This is a genomic window from Dolichospermum compactum NIES-806, from assembly GCF_002368115.1.
GTDB lineage: Bacteria > Cyanobacteriota > Cyanobacteriia > Cyanobacteriales > Nostocaceae > Dolichospermum > Dolichospermum compactum.
Window position 1 is genome coordinate 5,079,108 of sequence record NZ_AP018316.1, and the last position, 21,582, is coordinate 5,100,689.

At 37.9% G+C, this 21,582-nt stretch carries 17 protein-coding genes; 10 read left to right on the forward strand and 7 right to left on the reverse strand.

Features of this window, described 5'->3' with window-relative positions; all coding sequences use genetic code 11:
- The first annotated feature begins 175 nt into the window (after positions 1–175).
- The 5 genes from CA730_RS23550 to CA730_RS23570 all read left to right on the forward strand — a co-directional run bounded on the left by CA730_RS23550 (position 176) and on the right by CA730_RS23570 (position 8,301).
- A complete protein-coding gene (locus tag CA730_RS23550) occupies positions 176–2,257 on the forward strand; it encodes a TonB-dependent receptor plug domain-containing protein (RefSeq protein WP_096671028.1) in 2,082 nt (693 codons plus the stop codon).
- 59 nt (positions 2,258–2,316) lie between these two features.
- The gene (locus CA730_RS23555) at positions 2,317–4,806 is read left to right on the forward strand and encodes a U32 family peptidase (RefSeq protein ID WP_096671030.1); all 2,490 of its coding nucleotides are present in this window, start codon (positions 2,317–2,319) and stop codon (positions 4,804–4,806) included.
- A gap of 54 nt (positions 4,807–4,860) precedes the next feature.
- Positions 4,861–7,245 (forward strand): dynamin-like GTPase family protein, encoded by a 2,385-nt coding sequence (locus CA730_RS23560; protein WP_096671032.1) that lies wholly within the window; start codon positions 4,861–4,863, stop codon positions 7,243–7,245.
- A 77-nt stretch (positions 7,246–7,322) separates the two neighbouring features.
- The gene (locus CA730_RS23565; protein ID WP_157750051.1) at positions 7,323–7,652 is read left to right on the forward strand and encodes a KGK domain-containing protein; all 330 of its coding nucleotides are present in this window, start codon (positions 7,323–7,325) and stop codon (positions 7,650–7,652) included.
- Between the two features lie 403 nt (positions 7,653–8,055).
- Positions 8,056–8,301 (forward strand): HNH endonuclease, encoded by a 246-nt coding sequence (locus CA730_RS23570; protein ID WP_096671036.1) that lies wholly within the window; start codon positions 8,056–8,058, stop codon positions 8,299–8,301.
- Positions 8,302–8,363: 62 nt separating this feature from the next.
- On the opposite strand, the gene CA730_RS23575 is transcribed toward CA730_RS23570, so the two are convergent.
- A complete protein-coding gene (locus CA730_RS23575; protein WP_096671766.1) occupies positions 8,364–10,118 on the reverse strand; it encodes an N-acetylmuramoyl-L-alanine amidase in 1,755 nt (584 codons plus the stop codon).
- 194 nt (positions 10,119–10,312) lie between these two features.
- A complete protein-coding gene (locus tag CA730_RS23580; RefSeq protein ID WP_096671038.1) occupies positions 10,313–12,064 on the reverse strand; it encodes an N-acetylmuramoyl-L-alanine amidase in 1,752 nt (583 codons plus the stop codon).
- A gap of 208 nt (positions 12,065–12,272) precedes the next feature.
- Between CA730_RS23580 and CA730_RS23585 the strand changes: the two genes are divergently transcribed.
- Positions 12,273–13,910 carry a CTP synthase gene (locus CA730_RS23585; RefSeq protein WP_096671040.1) on the forward strand — a complete coding sequence of 546 codons (1,638 nt, stop codon included), beginning with the start codon at positions 12,273–12,275 and terminating at the stop codon, positions 13,908–13,910.
- A 138-nt stretch (positions 13,911–14,048) separates the two neighbouring features.
- Here CA730_RS23585 and CA730_RS23590 read toward each other — a convergent pair whose 3' ends face one another.
- Positions 14,049–14,945 carry an ROK family protein gene (locus CA730_RS23590; protein ID WP_096671042.1) on the reverse strand — a complete coding sequence of 299 codons (897 nt, stop codon included), beginning with the start codon at positions 14,943–14,945 and terminating at the stop codon, positions 14,049–14,051.
- 147 nt (positions 14,946–15,092) lie between these two features.
- On the opposite strand from CA730_RS23590, the gene CA730_RS23595 reads away from it, so the two are divergent.
- Positions 15,093–15,251 carry a tetratricopeptide repeat protein gene (locus tag CA730_RS23595; RefSeq protein WP_096671044.1) on the forward strand — a complete coding sequence of 53 codons (159 nt, stop codon included), beginning with the start codon at positions 15,093–15,095 and terminating at the stop codon, positions 15,249–15,251.
- 281 nt (positions 15,252–15,532) lie between these two features.
- Here CA730_RS23595 and CA730_RS25040 read toward each other — a convergent pair whose 3' ends face one another.
- From CA730_RS25040 to CA730_RS23605, 3 genes are all read right to left on the reverse strand, one after another.
- The gene (locus CA730_RS25040) at positions 15,533–15,694 is read right to left on the reverse strand and encodes a hypothetical protein (protein WP_172891239.1); all 162 of its coding nucleotides are present in this window, start codon (positions 15,692–15,694) and stop codon (positions 15,533–15,535) included.
- A 90-nt stretch (positions 15,695–15,784) separates the two neighbouring features.
- Positions 15,785–16,675: an ABC transporter permease gene (locus tag CA730_RS23600; RefSeq protein ID WP_096671046.1), complete on the reverse strand. Its 891-nt coding sequence runs from the start codon at positions 16,673–16,675 to the stop codon at positions 15,785–15,787.
- Positions 16,676–17,296 (reverse strand): Uma2 family endonuclease, encoded by a 621-nt coding sequence (locus tag CA730_RS23605; RefSeq protein ID WP_096671048.1) that lies wholly within the window; start codon positions 17,294–17,296, stop codon positions 16,676–16,678.
- Positions 17,297–17,577: 281 nt separating this feature from the next.
- Between CA730_RS23605 and rseP the strand changes: the two genes are divergently transcribed.
- Together rseP and nth are read left to right on the forward strand one after the other, a co-directional pair.
- Positions 17,578–18,678, forward strand: a complete 1,101-nt coding sequence (gene rseP / locus CA730_RS23610; protein ID WP_096671050.1) for an RIP metalloprotease RseP — start codon at positions 17,578–17,580, stop codon at positions 18,676–18,678.
- Positions 18,679–18,884: 206 nt separating this feature from the next.
- Complete coding sequence (nth, locus tag CA730_RS23615; RefSeq protein WP_096671052.1) at positions 18,885–19,556, forward strand: endonuclease III; 672 nt, start codon at positions 18,885–18,887, stop codon at positions 19,554–19,556.
- A gap of 201 nt (positions 19,557–19,757) precedes the next feature.
- On the opposite strand, the gene CA730_RS23620 is transcribed toward nth, so the two are convergent.
- Positions 19,758–20,252: a TM2 domain-containing protein gene (locus CA730_RS23620; protein ID WP_096671054.1), complete on the reverse strand. Its 495-nt coding sequence runs from the start codon at positions 20,250–20,252 to the stop codon at positions 19,758–19,760.
- A 106-nt stretch (positions 20,253–20,358) separates the two neighbouring features.
- Here CA730_RS23620 and dusB point away from each other — a divergent pair, with 106 nt between their 5' ends.
- Positions 20,359–21,411: a tRNA dihydrouridine synthase DusB gene (gene dusB, locus CA730_RS23625; protein ID WP_096671056.1), complete on the forward strand. Its 1,053-nt coding sequence runs from the start codon at positions 20,359–20,361 to the stop codon at positions 21,409–21,411.
- Positions 21,412–21,582: the final 171 nt, after the last annotated feature.

Sequence of the window (21,582 nt, forward strand, 5' to 3'; positions counted from 1 at the left end):
AACAATATTTGAAATAGAAAATTAAAAAAACCAGCCTAATAACAAAAGATTTCAGAAAATTGAGACGACAATATACCCGAAGTACAAATATGACAGCTTGTCTTTTGACAGAATTTCTATTCATAGGGGAAAATCGAAATTAGTGATTGTTATTACCGGGTGTGAGTCCAAAAATATGAATAAGAGTTTTTTTGTACCAGTTTCTTTACTAAGTTTACTGCTGACATTTCCTGCTGTAGCGGCTGATAATGAAAATAATCAAAATGTAGTAAATTTAGATATTCCTAATTTAAGTGAAATTGAATTACCTGCTACAAATTCTCAATTATTAACTCAACAACCAACAGTAAACGAAGTTAAGCCAGAATCTACACCAGAACCAGATTTAACTCCTACAGACGATGCAGATATTTCCATAGAAACCATTGGGGAAAAAGACGTTCTTCCCGAATCTACTCCCACTTATGTAATTGAAAAAGAAGAAATTCAAAAGCAGGGTGCAACAAGTGTTGCTGATGTTTTAAAAAGAATGCCCGGTTTTGCTATTAATGATGTGGGACATGGTGCAGATATTCACACAGGTACATACTATCGAGGAGCTTCAATTAATCAATCTGTATTTTTGATTAATGGTAGACCAATTAATAGTAATATCAGTACATATCATGGTGCAACTGATTTAAATAGTATTCCAGTAGAGTCTATTGAAAGAGTCGAATTATATAGCGGTACTGCTTCTTCTCTATATGGTTCTTCAGCCTTTGGCGGAGTTGTCAATATCATTACCAAAGAAGGTTATGGCAAACCAAAACTAAATGCTAGTGCTGAATTTGGCTCATTAAACTTAAATAATCAACAGGTAACTTATAGTGGGTCAACGAATAAAGTCAAATACAACTTTAGCTTTGAAAGGTTCTTTATAGATAATCGTTACCGCGTTCCTGTTGGTGCTGCAAATCGTGATGCTCAAGGATATTTATTTAATGCAGATACAGCTACCAGCACTTATTTTGGTAGCATAGGTGTAGATTTAGATCCTAAAAACTCCCTGAACTTAGATGTAACTACCCTGAGTAGTCGTCGGGGGTTGATTTATTTCGGTTTTCCTTTACAAAGAGACCGATTAGATCATGATGGTTTGAATATTGGGTTATCTTGGAAAACTCGACTTGGTAAGGGAGACAATTCTAATTTAACAACTACATTAGGTTACAACCGAGATTATTTTAGCACTTATGGACCAACGGCAGTGACATTTTACCGAACCGGAATTTTAGATACACAACAATTAAAAGCTAGGATAGATCATGAATGGAAAATCACCCCTAATAATCAATTGCGCTGGGGTTTAGATTTAAAAAATACTGATTTAATTGGCGATGTTTTGAGTACGAATCCTGCCCTAATTGCTAAAAACGAAAGAGAAGATAGAAGTACATTTAATACGGCTTTATTTGCTGTTAATACTTGGCAACTTAGCGATGCTTTGCAAGCAGATTTAGGGGTAAGACAAAACTTTGATAGTCAATTTGGGAGTTATTTTAATCCTAGTGTGGGGTTACGTTATGCAGTCAATCCAGCTATTGCAGTGCGGGGAAGTTGGGCAGGGGCGCAACGCAATCCAGGGTTAGATCAATTATATGTTTTTGATACGGTGCATAATTGGAATTCTAACCCTGATTTAAAACCAGAAACAGGTTCTACTTGGACAGCGGGAATAGATGTGAGATTGTCTGCAAATTTGTTAGGACAATTTACTTATTTTGGTAATAGTTTAGATAATCGTTTGGGCATAATTAGTGGCAGATGGGAAAATATTGGGTTAGTAGATACCAATGGTTTAGAAGCAGCATTGCAATTAAAAATTGCCAGTGCATGGTCAGCTTTTCTCAACTATACTTACACAGATGCTCAAATCAAAACTGGCAGAGAAAAGGGATTACAATTAGGATTAATTCCCTATTCTTGGCTACAAACTGGAATTGGTTATCAAAAGAATGGATGGCAAGGTAATTTATATGCTACTTATAATAGCGGTACTCGTCGTTCTGTTTTTAATAATGCAGCAGCAGGAGAAAAAAGTACAGATTTTGCCCCGTCTTTCTTTAATTTAGATTTGAGTGGACGGATTCCTGTAAATAAAAACTTGGGATTAACTTTTTACTTAGAAAATCTTCTGGGTGAACAATATGAACGAGTGAATCGGATATATAGTCCTGGTTTTACTTTCCGTGTGGGTCTAACTTCTAGTTTGTAGGCAACTTTCCCTCAATTTAGGTACAATCTATAAGCTGACATAACCTTGACTTAACCAAAATGACAAGCATCTCCACCCCTACCCTCAAAATCCCCGAACTCCTAGCACCTGCGGGTAACTGGGAATGCGCCCAAGCAGCAGTAGAAAATGGTGCAGATGCGATTTACTTTGGTTTAGAAAAGTTTAACGCGAGAATGCGGGCTGAAAATTTCACAGAAGCAGATTTACCCGAATTAATGGAATTTTTGCACCTGCGGGGAGTCAAAGGTTATATCACGCTGAATACCTTGATTTTCCCCCAGGAACTAAGGGAAGCACAGCAATACCTCAAAACTATCATTTCTGCTGGTGTTGATGCTGTGATCGTGCAAGACGTGGGGATTTGTCGGCTGATTCGTCATCTTTCCCCTGACTTTCCGATTCATGCTTCTACCCAAATGACTATTACCAGTGCTGCGGGGGTAGAATTTGCCAAATCTTTAGGTTGTCAATTAGTAGTTTTAGCGCGGGAATGTTCGATTTCTGAAATTAACAAAATTCAACAACAAATATCTCAAAAAAATACTTCTTTACCTTTAGAAGTTTTTGTTCACGGTGCTTTGTGCGTCGCATATTCTGGACAATGTTTAACCAGTGAATCACTAGGAGGACGTTCTGCAAATCGGGGAGAATGCGCTCAAGCTTGTAGAATGCCTTATGATTTAGTTGCAGATGGGGAAGTTGTGAATTTAGGTAATAGAAAATATTTATTAAGTCCTCAAGATTTAGCAGGTTTAGACGTTTTACCAGAGTTAGTTAAATCTGGAGTGACTTCTTTGAAAATTGAAGGACGGTTGAAAGCACCGGAATATGTTGCTAATGTAACTCGCGTTTATCGTCAAGCTTTAAATCAACTATTAGAAACAAATGTAGAGACGTTTTCTAGTCGAGAGAAAGACCAATATAAGTTAGAAATGGCATTTTCTCGCGGACTATATACAGGTTGGTTTAAGGGAATTAATAATCAAGAATTGGTACATGGGAGATTTGGTAAAAAACGTGGTGTTTATTTGGGAGAAGTTACCCGAATTAGAAATGCCGAAATAACAATAAAGTTAGAAGCACCTGTTAAACCGGGAGATGGGATTGTTTTTGATTGCGGACACCCAGAAAGGAAGGAAGAAGGGGGAAGAATATATGCAGTTATTCCTAATGGTCAGGATGTCATCTTAACTTTTGGCAGAAATGATTTAAATTTCCATAATATCCATATAGGTGATAAAGTTTGGAAGACAAATGATCCAGAATTAGATAAACAAATCCGTCAAAGTTATACTGGAGAACATCCCCAATTTACCAGACCAATTAATATCGAATTACATGGAGAAATTGGCGAAAAACTAATAGCTATATCCCGTGATCAATTTTGGAATATAGTTCAAGTAGAATCAGAAATATTGATAGCTGAGGCACATACAAAACCCCTCTCTACAGAAAGATTAAAAGAACAATTTGGCAGGTTAGGAAATACAGCTTTCCATTTAGATACTTTTATAAATCATCTCAACGGTAATATTATGTTACCTGTGAGTGAGTTAAATCGAATGCGTCGGGAGATAGTTAGCAAATTAGAGGAATTAAGAAGTAGACCTAAACTTTGGGAATTAAATCATCATGGAAAATGGCAAGATCTAATTAGTTCTAAATCTACACAAATTCCCGCTTCCCCTTCCCTGATTGTTTTGGTGAGAAACATCGAACAATTAAAAGCAGTATTAACAACAGATATCAAAACTATATATTGTGAATTTGAAGATCCTCGCAACTATAAAGAAGTAGTAAAAATAGTACGAGAATCAAAACAGGAGGAAATTAGTATTTTTGTCGCATCACCCCGGATAACCAAACCTGGAGAAACCTGGATTTTAAAACAAGTTCTCGCTTCCCAAGCTGATGGTTATTTAATTAGAAATTATGATCAATTAGAATATTTTGTGAATGAAAGATGTGTTGGTGACTTTTCCTTAAATATTGCTAACCCTTTAACCGCAGATTACTTTAAAAACCGCTTTAATTTAGAACGATTAACAGCATCTTACGACTTAAATATTAATCAACTGGAAGATCTAATTACCAATTACCCAGCACAAAATTTTGAAGTCACAATTCATCAACATATACCAATGTTTCACATGGAACATTGTGTATTTTGCGCTTTTTTATCTGAAGGAACAGATTATACAAATTGTGGTAGACCTTGTGAAACACAAGCAGTTACAATCAGAGACAGAGTAGGTAGTGAACATATTCTCAAAGCTGACGCAGGATGTAGAAATACAGTATATAATGCCACAGCACAAACTGGAGCAGAATACGTACAACGGCTGATTTCATTGGGTTTACAGCACTTACGGATTGAATTTGTCAATGAGACACCGGAACAAGTGCAAAAAACCATACATAGCTATCAGAAATTACTCGCAGGAGAAATCATCGGTTCGCAACTGTGGAGAGAATTGCAGCTACAAAACCAATTAGGTGTGACTCGTGGTGCATTGGGGATGATTTAGCTAAATAGCAATAAGTAGTATTACAATATTTATGCACCTTGTTTATTACTTTCTATGTCCAGTTTAATGCCTCAGTGTCAGCAATTGCAAGCACAAATTGAATCTATTCTCCAACTTCTACAGCAAGAAGCAGCTTTGCGTTCTCAAGATATTACATCTGTGCAAATTTCTTTGGATAAAGCAGTTTCTCCTAAGTTTGAAATTGTATTTGCTGGTGCTTTTAGCGCAGGTAAATCAATGTTGATTAATGCCCTATTAGAGAGGGAATTATTATATAGTGCAGAAGGACACGCGACTGGTACAGAATGTAAAATTGAATATGCACCTGTAGATTCAGAAAGAGTTGTTTTAACCTTTTTGAGTGAAGCAGAAATTCAAGAACAAGCGGTATTTTTGTGTCAACAATTGGGATTTAATACCGTAGAAAATATCCATAAACAAGATGTAGTTGATTTATTGCATCAAGGTTGTACAGCAATTATTCAACAAGAAGGAGGAGAAAATAAATCAGAACGTGCAAAACAAGCAAAAGCATTAATTTTATTGTTAGAAGGATATGTTGCAAACAAAGAAAGAATTAACAGCTTTAATAATGCAACCTATTCCATGGAACAGTTTAATTTTAAGAACCTCAAAGAAGCTGCGGGATATGCACGCAGAGGTAGTAATAGCGCGGTTTTGAAACGAATTGAATATTATTGTTATCATCCGCTTTTGGAAGATGGTAACGTCATTATAGACACACCAGGAATTGATGCACCAGTCGAAAAAGATGCACAATTAGCTTATGCAAAAATTCAACACCCAGATACGTCAGCAGTAGTTTGTGTTCTCAAACCTGCTTCAGCAGGAGATATGACAAAGGAAGAAACCCAACTGTTGGAAACAATGCGGGAAAATGCGGGGATAAGAGACAGAGTTTTTTATATCTTTAACCGCATTGATGAAACTTGGTACAATAACCAACTTAGACAACGGTTAGAAGATTTAATTAACAGTCAATTTCGAGATACTACTAGAGTTTATAAAACTAGTGGTTTGTTAGGATTTTATGGAAGTCAAGTTAAACAAACAACGCGATTAGATAGATTTGGATTAGATTCGATTTTTGCAGAAAGTGTTAAAGGTTTAGATAGTAAAGAAGAAACACCACAATTTGTAAATGAATTTAATCGCTACTGCGTTGCTTCAGGTAAACTTTCTCCCAGTCAATTTAGAATTTCTCTCCATAATTATGAAACTTCTAATCACAACTATGTGAGAATTTTAAGCGAACAGGGAACACCGTTAATTAATCAACTTATTCAAGATAGTGGAATTGAAGAATTTCGGACATCAATTACCCGCTATCTCACAGAAGAAAAACGTCCCCAATTATTCAAAAATCTCGCAGATGATTTAGAAGATATTTGTATCAAACTCAAGAACCACTATCAAAGTGTGCAAATTGATTTAGATAGTCAACCGCGAGAAATCGAAAGTATGAAAGAATATGAGTTGCAAAAATTAAATCAGCAACTCCAGCAAGTTGGCAGAGATTTTCATCAGCATATTCATGATGAAGTTAACAGATTAATTAATAATAATTGCGAAGAATTTGAAACAGATTTTCGACAATTACAATCACGGATGATTCGTCGTCTTGATGAATTACTAGATACCTTTTCCGTTGCGGAAGCTTATCGTCGTGCAACTTTAAGTCATCCTCGCAATGCAACCGCACCTTTATTAGCTATTTTGGTGGAGGCTTTTTATTACTTATCAAATCAGTTGGAAGACATTTTAATAGAGTCTTGTCAACAAGTGATTGCTAATCTATTTCAACAGTTAATGACAAAGATTAGAAAAGCAGAATATTACCGTCAATTATATCGTTTGTTGGGTAATGATGGGGGAATTGAATTACAGGTAAAAGAGATAGAAAAATTGATTACTCAAGCTTTGGTAACTGTTGCTAGTGTTGAATGTGATAGATTTGTCCGCGAAAGTCCCAGATTTTATAATGAAGGAACTTTTTCTATCTATCAATTTCGACAAGTATTAGAACAAACTTCGCAAGGTTATGATGCAGAAAGTATTGTTGACGCTGAACCTGCAATTAGACAATTATTAAAGTTAGATTTTGAACCGAAAGTTTCCCATACTATTCGTCAATCTTTCCGTCAAACCATCAACCAAACTATCAAAATTCAGTTATTACCAATGGGAGAAAAACAAGCAGATGAGATATTACAACAACATCCTTATGCGCGGGCTTATTTAGAGAAAACATTGCAACAAGAAGCAGAGGAAAAGATTGCTAATAATCAACGTTTGTTGAGTCAGGTCGAGGGAAAAATTGAGGAATATAATACAGCAGTTGCGGGAATTAATGGCTGTTTACAAGCGATGCAGTTATATGAACATTTACTGCCGATAATTGGCGAAGAAGAGGTATAATGTTTTTGGTGAATGCAGGTTTTTTCTGTGTTCACCTAATTTTGAGGTTTCGCGCAAAGAAGCAAAGGAAGAAAGAAATGGAAGATAATTTTAAAATTATAGATTCTGAACAAGGTGATGTTGTGATTGATTTTGGAAATAAAACTTTCAAATTAAGTCTGTTAGTTTCACTAATGACAGAAATCATTTTGAATAAAAAGCTGGAAGAATTGAACAATAAACTCCGTGATCATGGTAGTGGTAAACTTCCATCTTATGACGAATCTTATTGGTCAAGTGCAGGTGTAGATTGTCAGATTTTAAAACCTAGTAAAAATTGGCAAAAAGGAAAAATAAGAATGAAAATTTCTTTAGAATTTTGTCCAGAATCACCCCTCGATCGACTTACGACGCAGATAAATAAATGAAGCTACATCATAAATTAATTAGTCCACGCAGATAGAATTTGTTTGTGTGGATGCGATTTTACTTAATTGTCTAAATCAGGATATCCAGGATTTAAGGATTTATGGGATTATTAATTGTCAAAATTATAATTTTCTAAAAAGTTAATTTATGTTATAATCGGTAGTTAACTAAAAACATATTAGTACAATTAGATAATATCCTGAAAAATAAAAACTTTATTCTCAAATGATCAAGTCCAGAAATCCCAAAATATAAATATTAAATCACATCCTGTACCTTAAATCCTGGATATCCTGATTCAGACAAATAATTAAATCAAGAAATTCAAAAATATAAATATCAAATCACATCCTCTACATCCTCAAATCCTGGATATCCTGATTCTGACAGAAATTTTAATCTATGAACAAAACCCCACGCATTCCCATACCCCCAGAAGTCAGAACCTACGTTTTCCAAAGAGATAAATATCAATGTCAAAGCTGCGGTAAAATCTCCCAAGAAACTCAACTCAGTATTGATCATATTATCCCCTTATCTCGTGGGGGAAAAAACGATATTAGTAACTTACAAACTCTCTGCTTAACTTGTAATCAGCAAAAAACTAATAACATTGATAACCGTTTTCGCCGACATTTTGATACTTAGTAAAAAAAAGCTTTTAATCCAATCCCCCTCCTCGCTTGCGGGGTGGGGTTAGGGGTGGGGTCTTATTCTTTCACTGTTTTAAACCACTCAGTTATCCCGTCAGCTAAAGTATTAGCCATTTTCTTCTGTGCTTGGGGATTAACTATTTCCTCAAATTCATCAGGATTACTCATAAAACCCAACTCTAATAATACCGCCGGTGCAGTATGGGGACGAGTCAGGGCTAAATTATTCCAAAACACACCATAGGCAGGTTTACCAAGTTTTTTAACTACGTAATTTTGTAAAAATACCGCAAGGCTGTGTGATTGAGGATGATACCAAAAAGTACCAAAGCCTTTGGTTTTTTCCGCATCACCATTATCCGGTAAAGAGTTATGATGAATAGAAAGAGCGATCGCAGGTTCTTCTTTATTAATTATTTCCTGACGTTCGACTAATGAAACATCTCGATCATCTTCTCTAGTCATCACCACTTTAGCACCGCGTTTCACCAATTCATCCCGCAGTAATTTAGAAACTACCAAGTTTACATCTTTTTCTGGATACCCAGTTGGACCAGTTGCACCAGATTCTTTACCACCGTGTCCCGGATCAAGTAAAATTTTAATACCAGATAAAGGTAGGCTTTTTCTGCTGTCAATATTTGGTGCATGGCGCAAAGTCAATACCAAAGTTGTATTGTCGTATTTCAGCTTATAGCCCCATTGTTGGAGCTTTTTGAGGTTAAATGTGTATTTGACTTGTTGTGGAGTCACCTGTTGCCAATCTAGGCGAGAAATTAAGGAGTCATCATCTAGGCGAATAGTATCTGTTTGAGCGATGGTATTGTAGAGAGTCAGCGCCAAGGAATTATTTCCCTGTTCGACACTCACCGGTACAGCCATTTGCAAGGGAAAACGGATTTCTGTTTCTCTAGCTAGTTGACGATATCCGACACTGCGAATTACTGTTTGTGGGGGAACTGCACCAGGGAGAATTTTGGTTTCTTTACCATTAATCCAAGCCCCATAGTCTAAGCGTAACCAATCGCCTTCTGTACCTGTAGCTGTTGCCCTTGTTCCTTGAGGCAAAGGTGTCAGTCGAGAATGATCTGTACTTGGACCCGTGCGGGCTACACCTGAAGCAGCTATTACCTCGACAACTGGTAACTGTACAGGTGCAAGAATTTGAATTTTGCCTTTACCGGTTTCAGTTGTTGTCTGACCATTCAATGTCAAACTAAATTGAGGTTGTCCTAAATCCCCAGTATTGGTAATTGTTGTACAACCTTGGTATTTGGTAATATTATAAATGGCAGCCTGATTACGCCCGGTTAAAATGCTAGAATTAGCTGGTAATTCGGCTGTTAAAGGTTGAGGTAAAAGATTAACAGTTTGATTAGCTAGTTTGACGGAGACATTAGCTTGAGGAGGTGCGATCGCGTCAAAACAAATCAGTTCTCCTGGTAATCTAGTAATATCAGCCGCAGGTGTCAGAGAATCTTTAGCAAAGCCTAAACCTTGTGGAAATTCTGGTTGAGTAGAAATCCTGTTGACTTTAATTTCGCGTTCTTGATTTTGGTAACGTATCTTAAACACATTCTCCCCCAACTGTAAGGGAAAACTAGGAGCAAAATGTCCAGCCTTACTACGTTTAACAGGTTTACCATTAATCAAGACTTGTCCAGTTGCGGGTGCTGTACCGATAAAAAATATTTTTTCCGTACTGGTTTGATGGTTTGCTGGGGGATAAACCACTAAAAGTGATGATTGTGCCACAGCAATGGACGGAGTACAAATAAAGCTAAATACTGCTAATCCTAAAAGTTTTTTCACGGTAAAAATAACCAAAAAAGATAAAAAGACTAATAACGTAAATTGTCAGAATCAGGTGGTTATCGAGCGAAGTCGAGATAATGTCCAGGATTAAAGGATTAACAGGATGAAAACAGAAATTTACTCACCAATTACCCATTACCAATTACCCATTACCAGGCTCAACCAGATAACTAACAACTTGAGTTAATATACTATTGCACCATTTTAAACCATTCAGTCACTCCATCAGCCAATATCTTGGCGATTTTTTGCTGTTGTTGAGGGTTGACTATCTCCTCCAACTCATTAGCATTTTTCATAAACCGAAATTCTAATAATACCGCAGGTGCCGCACTAGGACGAGTCAGGGCTAAGTTATTCCAAAATACACCAAAAGACGGTTGAGGAAGTTTATTAACTAGGTAATTATGTAAAAATACTGTGGGGTTATGTGCCTGGGGATGATACCAAAAACTGACTAAACCCCTAGTATTGGCAGTATTACTATTATCAGGTAAAAAGTTGTAATGAATGGAAAGAGAAATGGTCGGTTCTTCTTGATTAATTATCTCCTGACGTTGCACCAAAGAAACATCCTGATCATCATCCCTTGTCATTACCACTGTTGCACCACGCTTGGCCAACTCATCCCGCAGTAACTTAGAAACTAGCAAATTTACATCTTTTGCTAAATATCCCGTCGGTCTACTTGAACCAGATTCTTTACCACCATGCCCTGGATCAAGTACAATTTTGATGCCAGATAAAGGTAAAAGTTTGCTATTTTTAAGTTTTGGTGGATGACGTAAAGTTAAAACCAACGTGGTATTGTCATACCTCAGCTTATAGCCCCACTGTTGGATATTTTTGAGGTTAAAAGTATATTTGACCTGTTTAGGGCTTACCTGTTGCCAATTTAGGCGAGAAATCAGGGGGTCATCATCTAGGCGAATAGTATCTGTTTGGGCAATGGTATTGTAAAGGGTGAGCATAAAGGAATTTTTTCCCTGTTCCACACTCACCGGCACAGCAGTTTCTAAGGGGAAACGAATCTCCGTAGCTTCAGCTAATTGCCGATAGCCCACACTCCGAATTATCGTCTGTGGTGCAACCGCACCTGATATAATTTTAGTTTCCTTGCTATTAATCCAAGCTCCATAGTCTAAGCGCAACCATTCACCGTCCTTACCCGTAACAGTTGCCATAGTTCCCTTTGGCAATGGTGTCAGTCTTGAATAGTCGTTACTAGATCCAGTGCGAGTAACGCCCGATTCTGATGCAATTTCCGCAACTGGTAACTGTGTCGGGGACAGAAGTTCGATTTTGCCCAAGCCAGTTTGAGTTATTCTTTGATCATTAATTTGTAAATTAAATTGAGGTTTTCCTAAATCAGCAGCATTTGCGACTGTTGTACAACCTTGGTATTTGGTAAGACTAGAAAGATTAGGCTGATTTAACCCTGTCAAAACACTTGAATTTGGAGGTAATTGTGCCTGGGAAGGTTGGGGTAAAAGGGCAATATTTTGATTTACTAGATTCACCCAGACAGTAGCTTGAGGTGGTGCAACTGCACTAAAACAAATTAATTCTCCTGGTAATCTGGCAATATCAGCAGCAGGAGTCAAGGAACCCTTAGCAAAGCCTAAACCTTGGGGTAACTCAGGTTGAGTAGATACCCTCCTGATCTTAATCTCTCGTTCTTGATTTTGGTAACGAACTTTAAATATATTTTCTCCTAACTGCAAGGGAAAACTAGGGGAAAAATGCCCAGCTTTGCTAAGGTTAATCAGCTTACCATTAATTAAAACCTGACCTTTGGGGGGGGCTGTACCGATAAAAAATATTTTTTCTGTGCTGGTTTGGTAGTTTGTAGGGGGAAAAACTACTAAAAGTGGTTCTTGTGCTAATGCAACTGAGGAGGTGAATAAGAAATTAAATAATACTAACCCTAAAAGTTTTTTCATGGACAAACACAGAAGATTTCAGAATAGGGACTGTGGCACAATAGCCAAGATGGAATCAAATATGAATGCAAAAGTGGCAATACATTGGCCTCAAACAAGAGAATTCAATCGGGTAAAATTCATCCTGCATACAAGCCTCCAACATTGTCTACACAAATTCTCCTTCGGGAACAAAATCTATTAAGAGTTGCTAGAAATTGAAAATACTATGACTAAGTTTATCTTTGTAACTGGGGGCGTTGTTTCCAGTATTGGTAAGGGAATTGTAGCAGCAAGTCTGGGACGTTTGCTTAAATCGCGGGATTATTCGGTTTCGATTCTTAAACTCGATCCCTATATTAACGTTGATCCAGGCACAATGAGTCCCTTTCAACATGGGGAAGTTTTTGTCACCCAAGACGGTGCAGAAACAGATTTGGATTTGGGACATTACGAGCGCTTTACTGATACTTCAATGTCTCGGTTAAACAGTGTTACTACTGGCTTAATTTATCAGTCAGTTATTAACAAGGAACGCCGAGGCGACTACAATGGAGGTACTGTTCAGGTAATTCCTCACATTACCAATGAGATTAAAGACAGAATCCTCAGAGTTGCTAAAGAAACTAATCCTTCCGCTGTGATTACGGAAATTGGTGGGACTGTAGGTGATATTGAATCGCTACCCTTTTTAGAAGCAATTCGCCAACTGCGAAAGGAAGTAGGAAAGCGTAATGTGTTATATATGCACGTTACTTTGTTGCCTTGGATTGCGGCGGCGGGAGAGATGAAAACCAAGCCTACTCAACATTCTGTGAAAGAATTGCGATCCATTGGCATTCAACCAGATATTTTAGTATGTCGGAGCGATCGCCCTATTCCTGTCGGCTTGAAACAAAAGTTATCAGAGTTTTGTGATGTCCCTGTAGAATGTGTTATTACCAGTCCAGATGCCCGCAGTATCTATGAAGTCCCAGTCATTTTAGAACGGGAAGGATTAGCCGAACAAGTTCTCAACTTACTGCAAATGGAACAACGTCAACCCAATATGACCCAATGGGAAACGATGGTAGACAGGATGTATAATCCTAAACACACCGTCGAAATTGCCATTGTTGGTAAATATGTGCGGTTAGGTGATGCCTACCTTTCTGTGGTTGAGTCTTTACGTCATGCGGCTATTGCGACTCATGGTGATTTGCGTCTGCGGTGGGTAAACTCGGAAGTTTTGGAAAATGAACCACCGGAAAACTATCTATCAGGTGTTGATGGTATCATCGTTCCTGGTGGTTTTGGTAGTCGGGGGATAGACGGTAAAATTGCGGCGATTAAATACGCCCGCGATCGCCAAATTCCCTTTTTAGGTTTATGCTTAGGAATGCAGTGTTCCGTGATTGAATGGGCGAGAAATGTCGAAGGCTTATCTAGTGCCAATAGTGCTGAATTTGACCCATATACGGACAATCCAGTTATTAACCTCTTACCAGAACAGCAGGATGTGGTAGATTTAGGCGGAACAATGCGCTTAGGGTTATATCCTTGTCGCGTACTTCCCAACACCCTAGCTTTCCAACTTTATCAAGAAGAAGTCATTTATGAACGTCACCGTCACCGTTACGAGTTCAATAATGTCTACCGCAGTCAGTTATTAGATTCTGGTTATTTGGTCAGTGGCACATCTCCAGATGGTAGATTAGTGGAAATTGTCGAATATCCCAAACATCCCTTCTTTATCGCTTGTCAATTTCACCCCGAATTTCAATCTCGCCCTAACGCACCTCATCCCTTATTCAAAGGATTGATGACCGCTGCCATTTCTCAATCCCATTCTGCAACTGCTACACCTAAGCCTGTAAAAGTTTCTTAATAGGACAGGTGACAGGTGCTACGCCACGGGGACAGGGAACAGAAAAATTCAGTTGTATAATTAACTCTGTCCCATTATTTAATAGACATCTCCGATAAATAATGTAGAGACGTTCCATGGAACGTCTCTACAAAGGTTTTAGGATACGCATATTTGTCTAATTGTTAATGCTAACTTAGCAGCGCCTACCATACCGGCTGCATTTCCTAATTCTGCTGGGAGAATTTGCAAACCTGCGCGAGATGTTGGTAAAACCCGTTTTTCGATTTCTGCTGTTAATGACGGTAAGAAAAACTCAAAACTCGCACTCACACCACCACCAATAATAATGGCTTGGGGTGTTAGCACATAGAGTAAACTGGTTAATCCAATTCCTAAATCTTTACCATATTCTTGCCAAAAAGTCAAGGCTTCTGGATCTCCAGCTTGGGCGAGTGCGCCTAACTCTGCGGGTTCTTTGCCTGTACGACGGCGGATAGCAGATATGGAAGTATGTTGTTCTAATGAACCTTGATTACCACTATTGCACATCGGTCCATCAGGATTTAAGCTGATTAAACCTAATTCTGCTGCTGCACCTTGATGACCGACAAATAATTTACCATCAAGAATAATTGCCCCACCAACGCCAGTTCCCAAAGTTAGTAAAATCAAATTGGGGAAACTTCGACCTGCACCTAACCAAGCTTCTCCTAAACCAGCGCAGTTAGCGTCATTTGCCAAAATTGTTGGTTTACCCGTTTTCGCTTCTAACCAATCTGCTAAGGGGACATCATGCCATCCTATAAGATTAATGGCAACTTTAGCAATTCTTCCCGTAGCATCAGCAGGCCCCGGAGTACCCAAACCAATGGCGATACTTTCATTATTGGGGTCAATTTGGGCGATCGCATCTACTATTGTAGATAATACAGCTTCTGGTGTTGCCGGCTGGGGAGTATTCACAGATAAAGATTGCAAACAATTTCCATCCGCTGTAAACCGCCCCAACTTAATCGCAGTTCCCCCTAAATCAATACCAATTACTTGCTGCACAATGTTAATTTATTCTATAAAAACTACATAAGAGATTAATATATCATTTTTTAAATCTATGCTCTCAGTTTGCGACATAAATTGGTGATTAGATATATAGAGTTTGAGATCAGGTAGAATCTAACTATAAATATAGTAGTTAATCAAATGGATATTACACAACTTAAACATCAGGCTGATATTTATCTCAAGCAGGGAGATTTTACAGCAGCTATCAATCTTTATGAAAAATGTATTGAATTAGTTCCTAACTTAATTTCTAATTATTGGTATTTAGCATTAGCTTTGTTATTGCAAGGAAACTAAATTGAATGTCAATCAATTTGGTTATCAACTTTTACTAATAGCAACTTGGATTTACAAGACAATGATTTAAGAGGGTTTATTATTGGTGGATTAGTAATTTAATAGGTTTGGATTACTATTATTTACTGGGTGAAACTCTTCCGGGTTGGCATCTTCATCATCTTATCTATCCTAAAAATTTCTCAGAAGATATACTGATAAATGTCAAAGATTTATTAAAGCTGGTGCAAATAGCAGATATCACATGAACCCCAACTCCGCTTATTAGGAGGGGGCTATGATCATTTCTTTGTATTGACGATTCGTACATTAGCAATTGGGTATGAAGTTTTGTGTGCCTGTTGCCAATCTGTGATTGGTGCGCCTTTTAAAATACCAGATAAGGCTACAGAAAGCATTAACCCACCTGTAGCAGCCGCAATTAAAGTAATATTATCGTTCACAAAACTCTCTCAGGTTGTCAGTTGTTAGTTGTCATTAGTTATTTTTTGCCAATGACCAATAACCAATGACCAATGACCAATAACTAATGATTAACGACTATTTTCTCTTCTCAGACGAGGATTGACAAATTCATTTAACCCCTCACCAAGTAGTGATAACCCTACAACTAAAGTTGTCATTGCTAAACCAGGAAATAAGGTAGTCCACCAAATGCCTGTAGGTAGTGCTTCTAGAGCTTGTTTTAAATCATATCCCCATTCCGGTACTTCTTCGGGTAATCCTAAACCTAAAAATCCTAAACCACCTAAGACTAAGATGGCATCTGCGGCGTTGAGAGTAAAGAGGACGGGGACGCTTTGAATAACATTGAAAAATAGATACCGTGATAAGACAGCCCAGGTAGAAGCACCCATTGCTTGTGCAGCTTCGATGTACACTTCAGTTTTAACGCTAACGGTGTGGTTACGAACTACGCGATAATATTGGGGAATGTAGGCTATGCTAATAGCGATCGCAGCATTTAAGATACCTCTTCCCACGACAAAAGCCAATGTTACCGACAGTAGCAATCCTGGCAATGTATAAATACTATCCATAAAGAACAGTAGAGCTTTATCTAATTTTCCTCCCAAATAACCGCTAACCATTCCCAACGGCACACCAATAATCATACTCAAAGATGTTGCTAAAGTCACAACTTGCAACGCCGCTTGCACACCAAACACACTGCGAGAAAAGACATCATAACCTAAACGACTTGTGCCAAACCAATGTTTAGCCGAAGGTGCTTCATGAATAGGGTTAGCAAGAAATTCCTTCGGGTTTTGCAACCACCCCCAACCTTGAAAAACAGGAGCAAAAAAGGCTAAAAAGATGAAAAATAGAGTCATACCCAACCCAATCTGCATTAATCGCTGGGAGAGGCTAGGATTTTTCGGAAATTTCCAGAAATTCGGTAATTGCTTTTTTGTGATTGTCATCTAAACACCGGCTTTAAAAATTTGATTAGCAGTTAAATTTAACTCTGGCCAACTTGGTGATATTATCAGGTCATTATCTCTAAACTGACTAACTTGATATTCTTCATCTATTAGGTGATAAATAGAAATAGTTGGTTGTTTGGGATTGCCAATAAATGCTCTACCACCTAAAGCAGCATAATCAACAATCCAATATTCAACAATCCCCATTTGTTCATAATCAGCCAGTTTTTTGTGGTAATCATCACGCCAATTTGTACTGACAATTTCCACCACAAGAGGAACAGACGCAGATTCACTAATAGTAGACTGTTTTTTCCACAAAGGTTCATTGACGAGATTAGACCGATTTAACAGTATTATGTCTGGTAAGTATGCTAATTTGCTGTTTGCTGATTTGATTAAAGCTGTTTTGGGGATAAAATAAGGAAGTTTTAGCCGACTAAACTCTAATGTAATTTGTGTAGCTAAAAATCCAACAATTTCTTCATGATCTCCTACGAGTGGTGTCATTTCTACAATTACTCCATTATGTAATTCATAGCGGACTTCTGTATTTGGATACCACTCTGTAAACTCTTCAAAGCTGACTAATTTAGTTTGAGGTAAAGCTTGAATCATAATTTACCCGCCTATAAAATTGTAGAGTGAGTTAGCTATAGTGTAACCTCCCCATCCATAGAAATTTCTGCTGAGAATTAAGGGCATTATCCGTTGCCCAATTTCTTAATAACACTGTATCAAATTTGCAGCCCATAATTATATCAAAAAAGTAACGCAACTGCATTGTTTGGGCAATAATAGCCTAACTGAGACAAAACAAATACAGGAAATGGGGTCTGTCTGCCCATTCCCAAACTACAATAAGAACATATATCCGAATATTTTGATTAATTTGCTCTATGTCAGTTTTAGCAGCGATCGCAGTCTTGGCTATTTTGATCTTAGTACATGAGTTGGGACATTTCATAGCCGCCCGTTCTCAAGGCATTTATGCTAACCGCTTCTCCCTGGGGTTTGGTCCGATTCTTTTGAAGTACCAAGGATCAGAAACAGAATACACTATCCGTGCCTTCCCCTTGGGTGGTTTTGTCGGCTTTCCCGACGATGATCCAGATAGCGAAATTCCCCCCAATGACCCGAATTTGCTGCGTAACCGCCCAGTTTTAGACCGTGCTATAGTCATTAGTGCCGGTGTCATCGCCAATTTAATCTTTGCGTATTTAATGTTGGCTTTGCAACTGGGAATCGTTGGTATACCCCAAGAATTTCAGTATCAACCAGGTGTACTTGTCAAACCTGTAAACGAACAATCCGTCGCTTATCAAGCAGGGATTCGGGAAGGAGACATTATTCTCGCTGTGAATGGTCAAGAAATTCCACTAGGTAAAGATGCCACCACATTATTAACCAAGGAAATCCAAACCCACCCTAATCAAGAAATTGACCTCAAAATTCAACACGAAACCCAACAAACCAACCTGAAACTAACACCTAAACAAGGTGCTGATGGTAAAGGTGTCGTAGGAATTGAATTAGGTCCAAATGGTAAAGCAATTTATCGCCGTCCTCAAGATATTGTCGAGATTATCAAACTTGCTGCTAATCGCTTCCAACAGTTAGTGGTGGGAACATTTCAAGGTTTTGGGCAATTAATTACTAATTTTGGGCAAACGGTGGGACAAGTTTCAGGACCCGTGAAAATCGTCCAAATTGGCGCACAATTAGCAGCTAGTGATAGCACAAATTTATTTTCTTTTGCGGCAATTATTAGTATTAACCTGGCAATTATTAATATTTTGCCTCTTCCCGCTTTAGATGGTGGACAATTAGCCTTTTTACTCATTGAAGGATTATTTGGTAAACCTTTACCTAACAAAATTCAAGAAGGTGTGATGCAAACTGGCTTAGTGTTACTTTTAGGATTAGGTATTTTCCTAATTGTCAAAGAAACAACCCAATTAACATCCCAGCTAGAATGGGTACAAAAATTGTTTCAGTAAATATACAGCAGGATTCAGGATTCAGAAGTAGAACTGGCTTTGTGTATAGGTTTCAATTTATATTTTGTATCTCCTAACTACGCACCCTGCTGTATATTTACTGATTAGCGTCAGTTGCCAGTTAAGCAATAGATGAGTAAATTCAAAAAACTATTGACAACTGACAACTGACCACTAACAACTAAACAATCACAAGAGAAAATTGATTGACTCGTAAATCATTAACCAAAAAACAACGGGCTTTAGAAATCCTTTCCCGTATTCAGCATCTTTATCCAGACGCAACTTGCTCCCTAGATTATGCCACCCCTGTACAATTATTAGTAGCAACTATTCTTTCCGCTCAATGTACAGATGAAAGGGTAAACAAAGTAACGCCAGGATTATTTGGCAAATTTCCTGACGCGGAAAGTTTAGCAAATGCAAATTTAACAGAGTTAGAAGAATTGGTACGTTCGACAGGATTTTATCGCAATAAAGCTAAGAATATTCAAGGTGCTTGTCGAATGATTGTTCAGGATTTTAACGCTGTTGTTCCCAACAAAATGGAAGACTTATTAAAACTTCCAGGAGTAGCCCGAAAAACTGCAAATGTGGTTTTAGCTCATGCTTATGGTATTAATGCTGGAGTAACTGTAGATACTCACGTAAAGCGTTTGAGTCAGCGTTTGGGATTGACAAAAAATACCGAACCTGTGGGAATTGAAAAGGATTTAATGAAGTTATTACCCCAACCAGACTGGGAAAATTGGTCAATTAGATTAATTTATCATGGTCGGGCTGTCTGTAAAGCCCGTTCTCCTAGTTGTGATATTTGTAAGTTGGTTGACTTGTGTGATATGAATTTATCTGACGCAAAGTCCCAAAAAACAAAGTAACTCATTCATAATCTAAATGAGTCATTGCAATCCTACAGGACTTACGCAACTGGCACATTGGTAGGGTGCTTTACTACTGCATAAATCCTGCCAATAAACAGATTATTGATATCTGACGTGGTTGGTGAGCTTGCCGAACCACACCCGACAACAGATTTTTAGTGTGACTGAGGTAATTAATAAAGATGCTATTTTTGATTATTACAATTCATCAAAATAATAAGTTACCACTCCAGAAATGGGGTCATTACCAATTCTGATATGATTTGATTTCAGCATTTCTTGGAGTGTAGCTTCGACTTCTCCAAAACTCATTCCTGTAGCCTTAACACCTTGAGTTACAGTTAAACTACCACCCTTAGCTTCTGCGGCTTCTATTAGTTTAACAATCATTGGTTTCTCCGCCGGTTTGTGAACTTGGGAAATAAATATCCGTTCATTCATGGATACGCCTAAAGGTGATAAACCTGCTTTTAGTAGCAATTTCTGCTCATATTCGTCTACCATATTAGGTATGATTAATAAATCATAGATTTGTCCCAAGTAAAAGAACCCACAGGTAAAGAACCATAATAAACCAGTAGCCGTTTTACCATTATATAAGCGATGTAAACCACCTATTCCCAAAAAACCAGCCCCACACAAGAGGTAAGAGACAAGAAGACGGTCTTTATGTTCAGTATTTTTTATAGTCATCTTATTTATGTCCATTAGGATTTACTGGTTTAAAAACCCACACTGCAATTAACTACCCTTGGTTAGTCTTCGATTCCCCAATTAACCATTATATTTATTTATTACCATGATTTCCCTTTCACCTGAACTCCAAGCTAGACTTTCCACACCTCTAAAGATTGGCTCATTTGAGGTTAAAAGCCGTGTTTTACAGTCTCCTCTATCAGGGGTGACAGATATGGTATTTCGGCGTTTAGTGCGTCGTTATGCCCCAGAATCTATGGTGTATACAGAAATGGTAAATGCTACAGGCTTACATTATGTTAAGCAATTACCAATAATTATGGAAGTAGATCCTAACGAACGTCCAATTAGTATTCAATTATTTGATTGTCGTCCCGATTTTTTAGCAGAAGCAGCTATAAAAGCAGTTGCTGAAGGTGCAGATACTGTTGATATTAATATGGGATGTCCTGTGAATAAAATTACTAAAAATGGTGGTGGTTCTTCTTTATTACGTCAACCAGAAATTGCGGAAGCAATTGTGCGGGAAGTTGTCAAAGCAGTAGATGTTCCTGTAACTGTAAAAACCCGCATTGGTTGGAATGATCAGGAAATTACTATTCTTGATTTTGCGAAAAGAATGGAAGGCGCAGGAGCAAAAATGATTACTGTGCATGGACGCACTCGCGCTCAAGGTTATAATGGTAATGCACGGTGGGAATGGATAGCTAAAGTCAAGGAAATTTTATCAATTCCTGTGATTGGGAATGGAGATATTTTTTCTGTGGAAGCTGCGGTAAAATGTTTAGAACAAACTGGTGCAGATGGAGTAATGTGTTCTCGTGGAACTTTAGGTTATCCCTTTTTAGTTGGTGAAGTTGATCATTTCTTAAAAACTGGAGAATTATTAACACCACCTAACCCAATTCAACGCTTAGAATGTGCCAGAGAACATCTTTTTGCTTTGTGGGAATACAAGGGAGATAGGGGAGTCCGTCAGGCTCGTAAACACATGACTTGGTATGCTAAAGGCTTTATGGGTGCGGCTGATTTACGGGGTAAATTAAGTTTAATGGAAACTGTCCAACAAGGTTTAGATTTAATTGATGGTGCGATAGAAAGATTAGCAAATGGTTATGAAGTTGAAGAAGAAGTACCAGCTATTATTGCACTTTAGCATTGATTTCTAGGTTAGGTTAAGCGATAGGTTAACACAAGCTAAGGAATATGAATTAAATAAAGTGCAAAAGTAGGGTGTGTTAGCGACAGCGTAACGCACCATTTCAGGTTAAGTCAGAATTGCAGGTTATTAAATTTGCGTTCCTAAGTGCGATCGCTAATTCTTTAA

Bases quoted from the DNA above. Each gene is read 5' to 3' on its own strand.
- CA730_RS23550 (WP_096671028.1), top strand. From the start codon at position 176: ATGAATAAGAGTTTTTTTGTACCAGTTTCTTTACTAAGTTTACTGCTG.
- CA730_RS23555 (WP_096671030.1), top strand. From the start codon at position 2,317: ATGACAAGCATCTCCACCCCTACCCTCAAAATCCCCGAACTCCTAGCA.
- CA730_RS23560 (WP_096671032.1), top strand. From the start codon at position 4,861: ATGTCCAGTTTAATGCCTCAGTGTCAGCAATTGCAAGCACAAATTGAA.
- CA730_RS23565 (WP_157750051.1), top strand. From the start codon at position 7,323: ATGGAAGATAATTTTAAAATTATAGATTCTGAACAAGGTGATGTTGTG.
- CA730_RS23570 (WP_096671036.1), top strand. From the start codon at position 8,056: ATGAACAAAACCCCACGCATTCCCATACCCCCAGAAGTCAGAACCTAC.
- CA730_RS23580 (WP_096671038.1), bottom strand. From the start codon at position 12,064: ATGAAAAAACTTTTAGGGTTAGTATTATTTAATTTCTTATTCACCTCC.
- CA730_RS23585 (WP_096671040.1), top strand. From the start codon at position 12,273: ATGACTAAGTTTATCTTTGTAACTGGGGGCGTTGTTTCCAGTATTGGT.
- CA730_RS23595 (WP_096671044.1), top strand. From the start codon at position 15,093: ATGGATATTACACAACTTAAACATCAGGCTGATATTTATCTCAAGCAG.
- CA730_RS23600 (WP_096671046.1), bottom strand. From the start codon at position 16,675: ATGACAATCACAAAAAAGCAATTACCGAATTTCTGGAAATTTCCGAAA.
- CA730_RS23605 (WP_096671048.1), bottom strand. From the start codon at position 17,296: ATGATTCAAGCTTTACCTCAAACTAAATTAGTCAGCTTTGAAGAGTTT.
- rseP (WP_096671050.1), top strand. From the start codon at position 17,578: ATGTCAGTTTTAGCAGCGATCGCAGTCTTGGCTATTTTGATCTTAGTA.
- CA730_RS23620 (WP_096671054.1), bottom strand. From the start codon at position 20,252: ATGACTATAAAAAATACTGAACATAAAGACCGTCTTCTTGTCTCTTAC.
- dusB (WP_096671056.1), top strand. From the start codon at position 20,359: ATGATTTCCCTTTCACCTGAACTCCAAGCTAGACTTTCCACACCTCTA.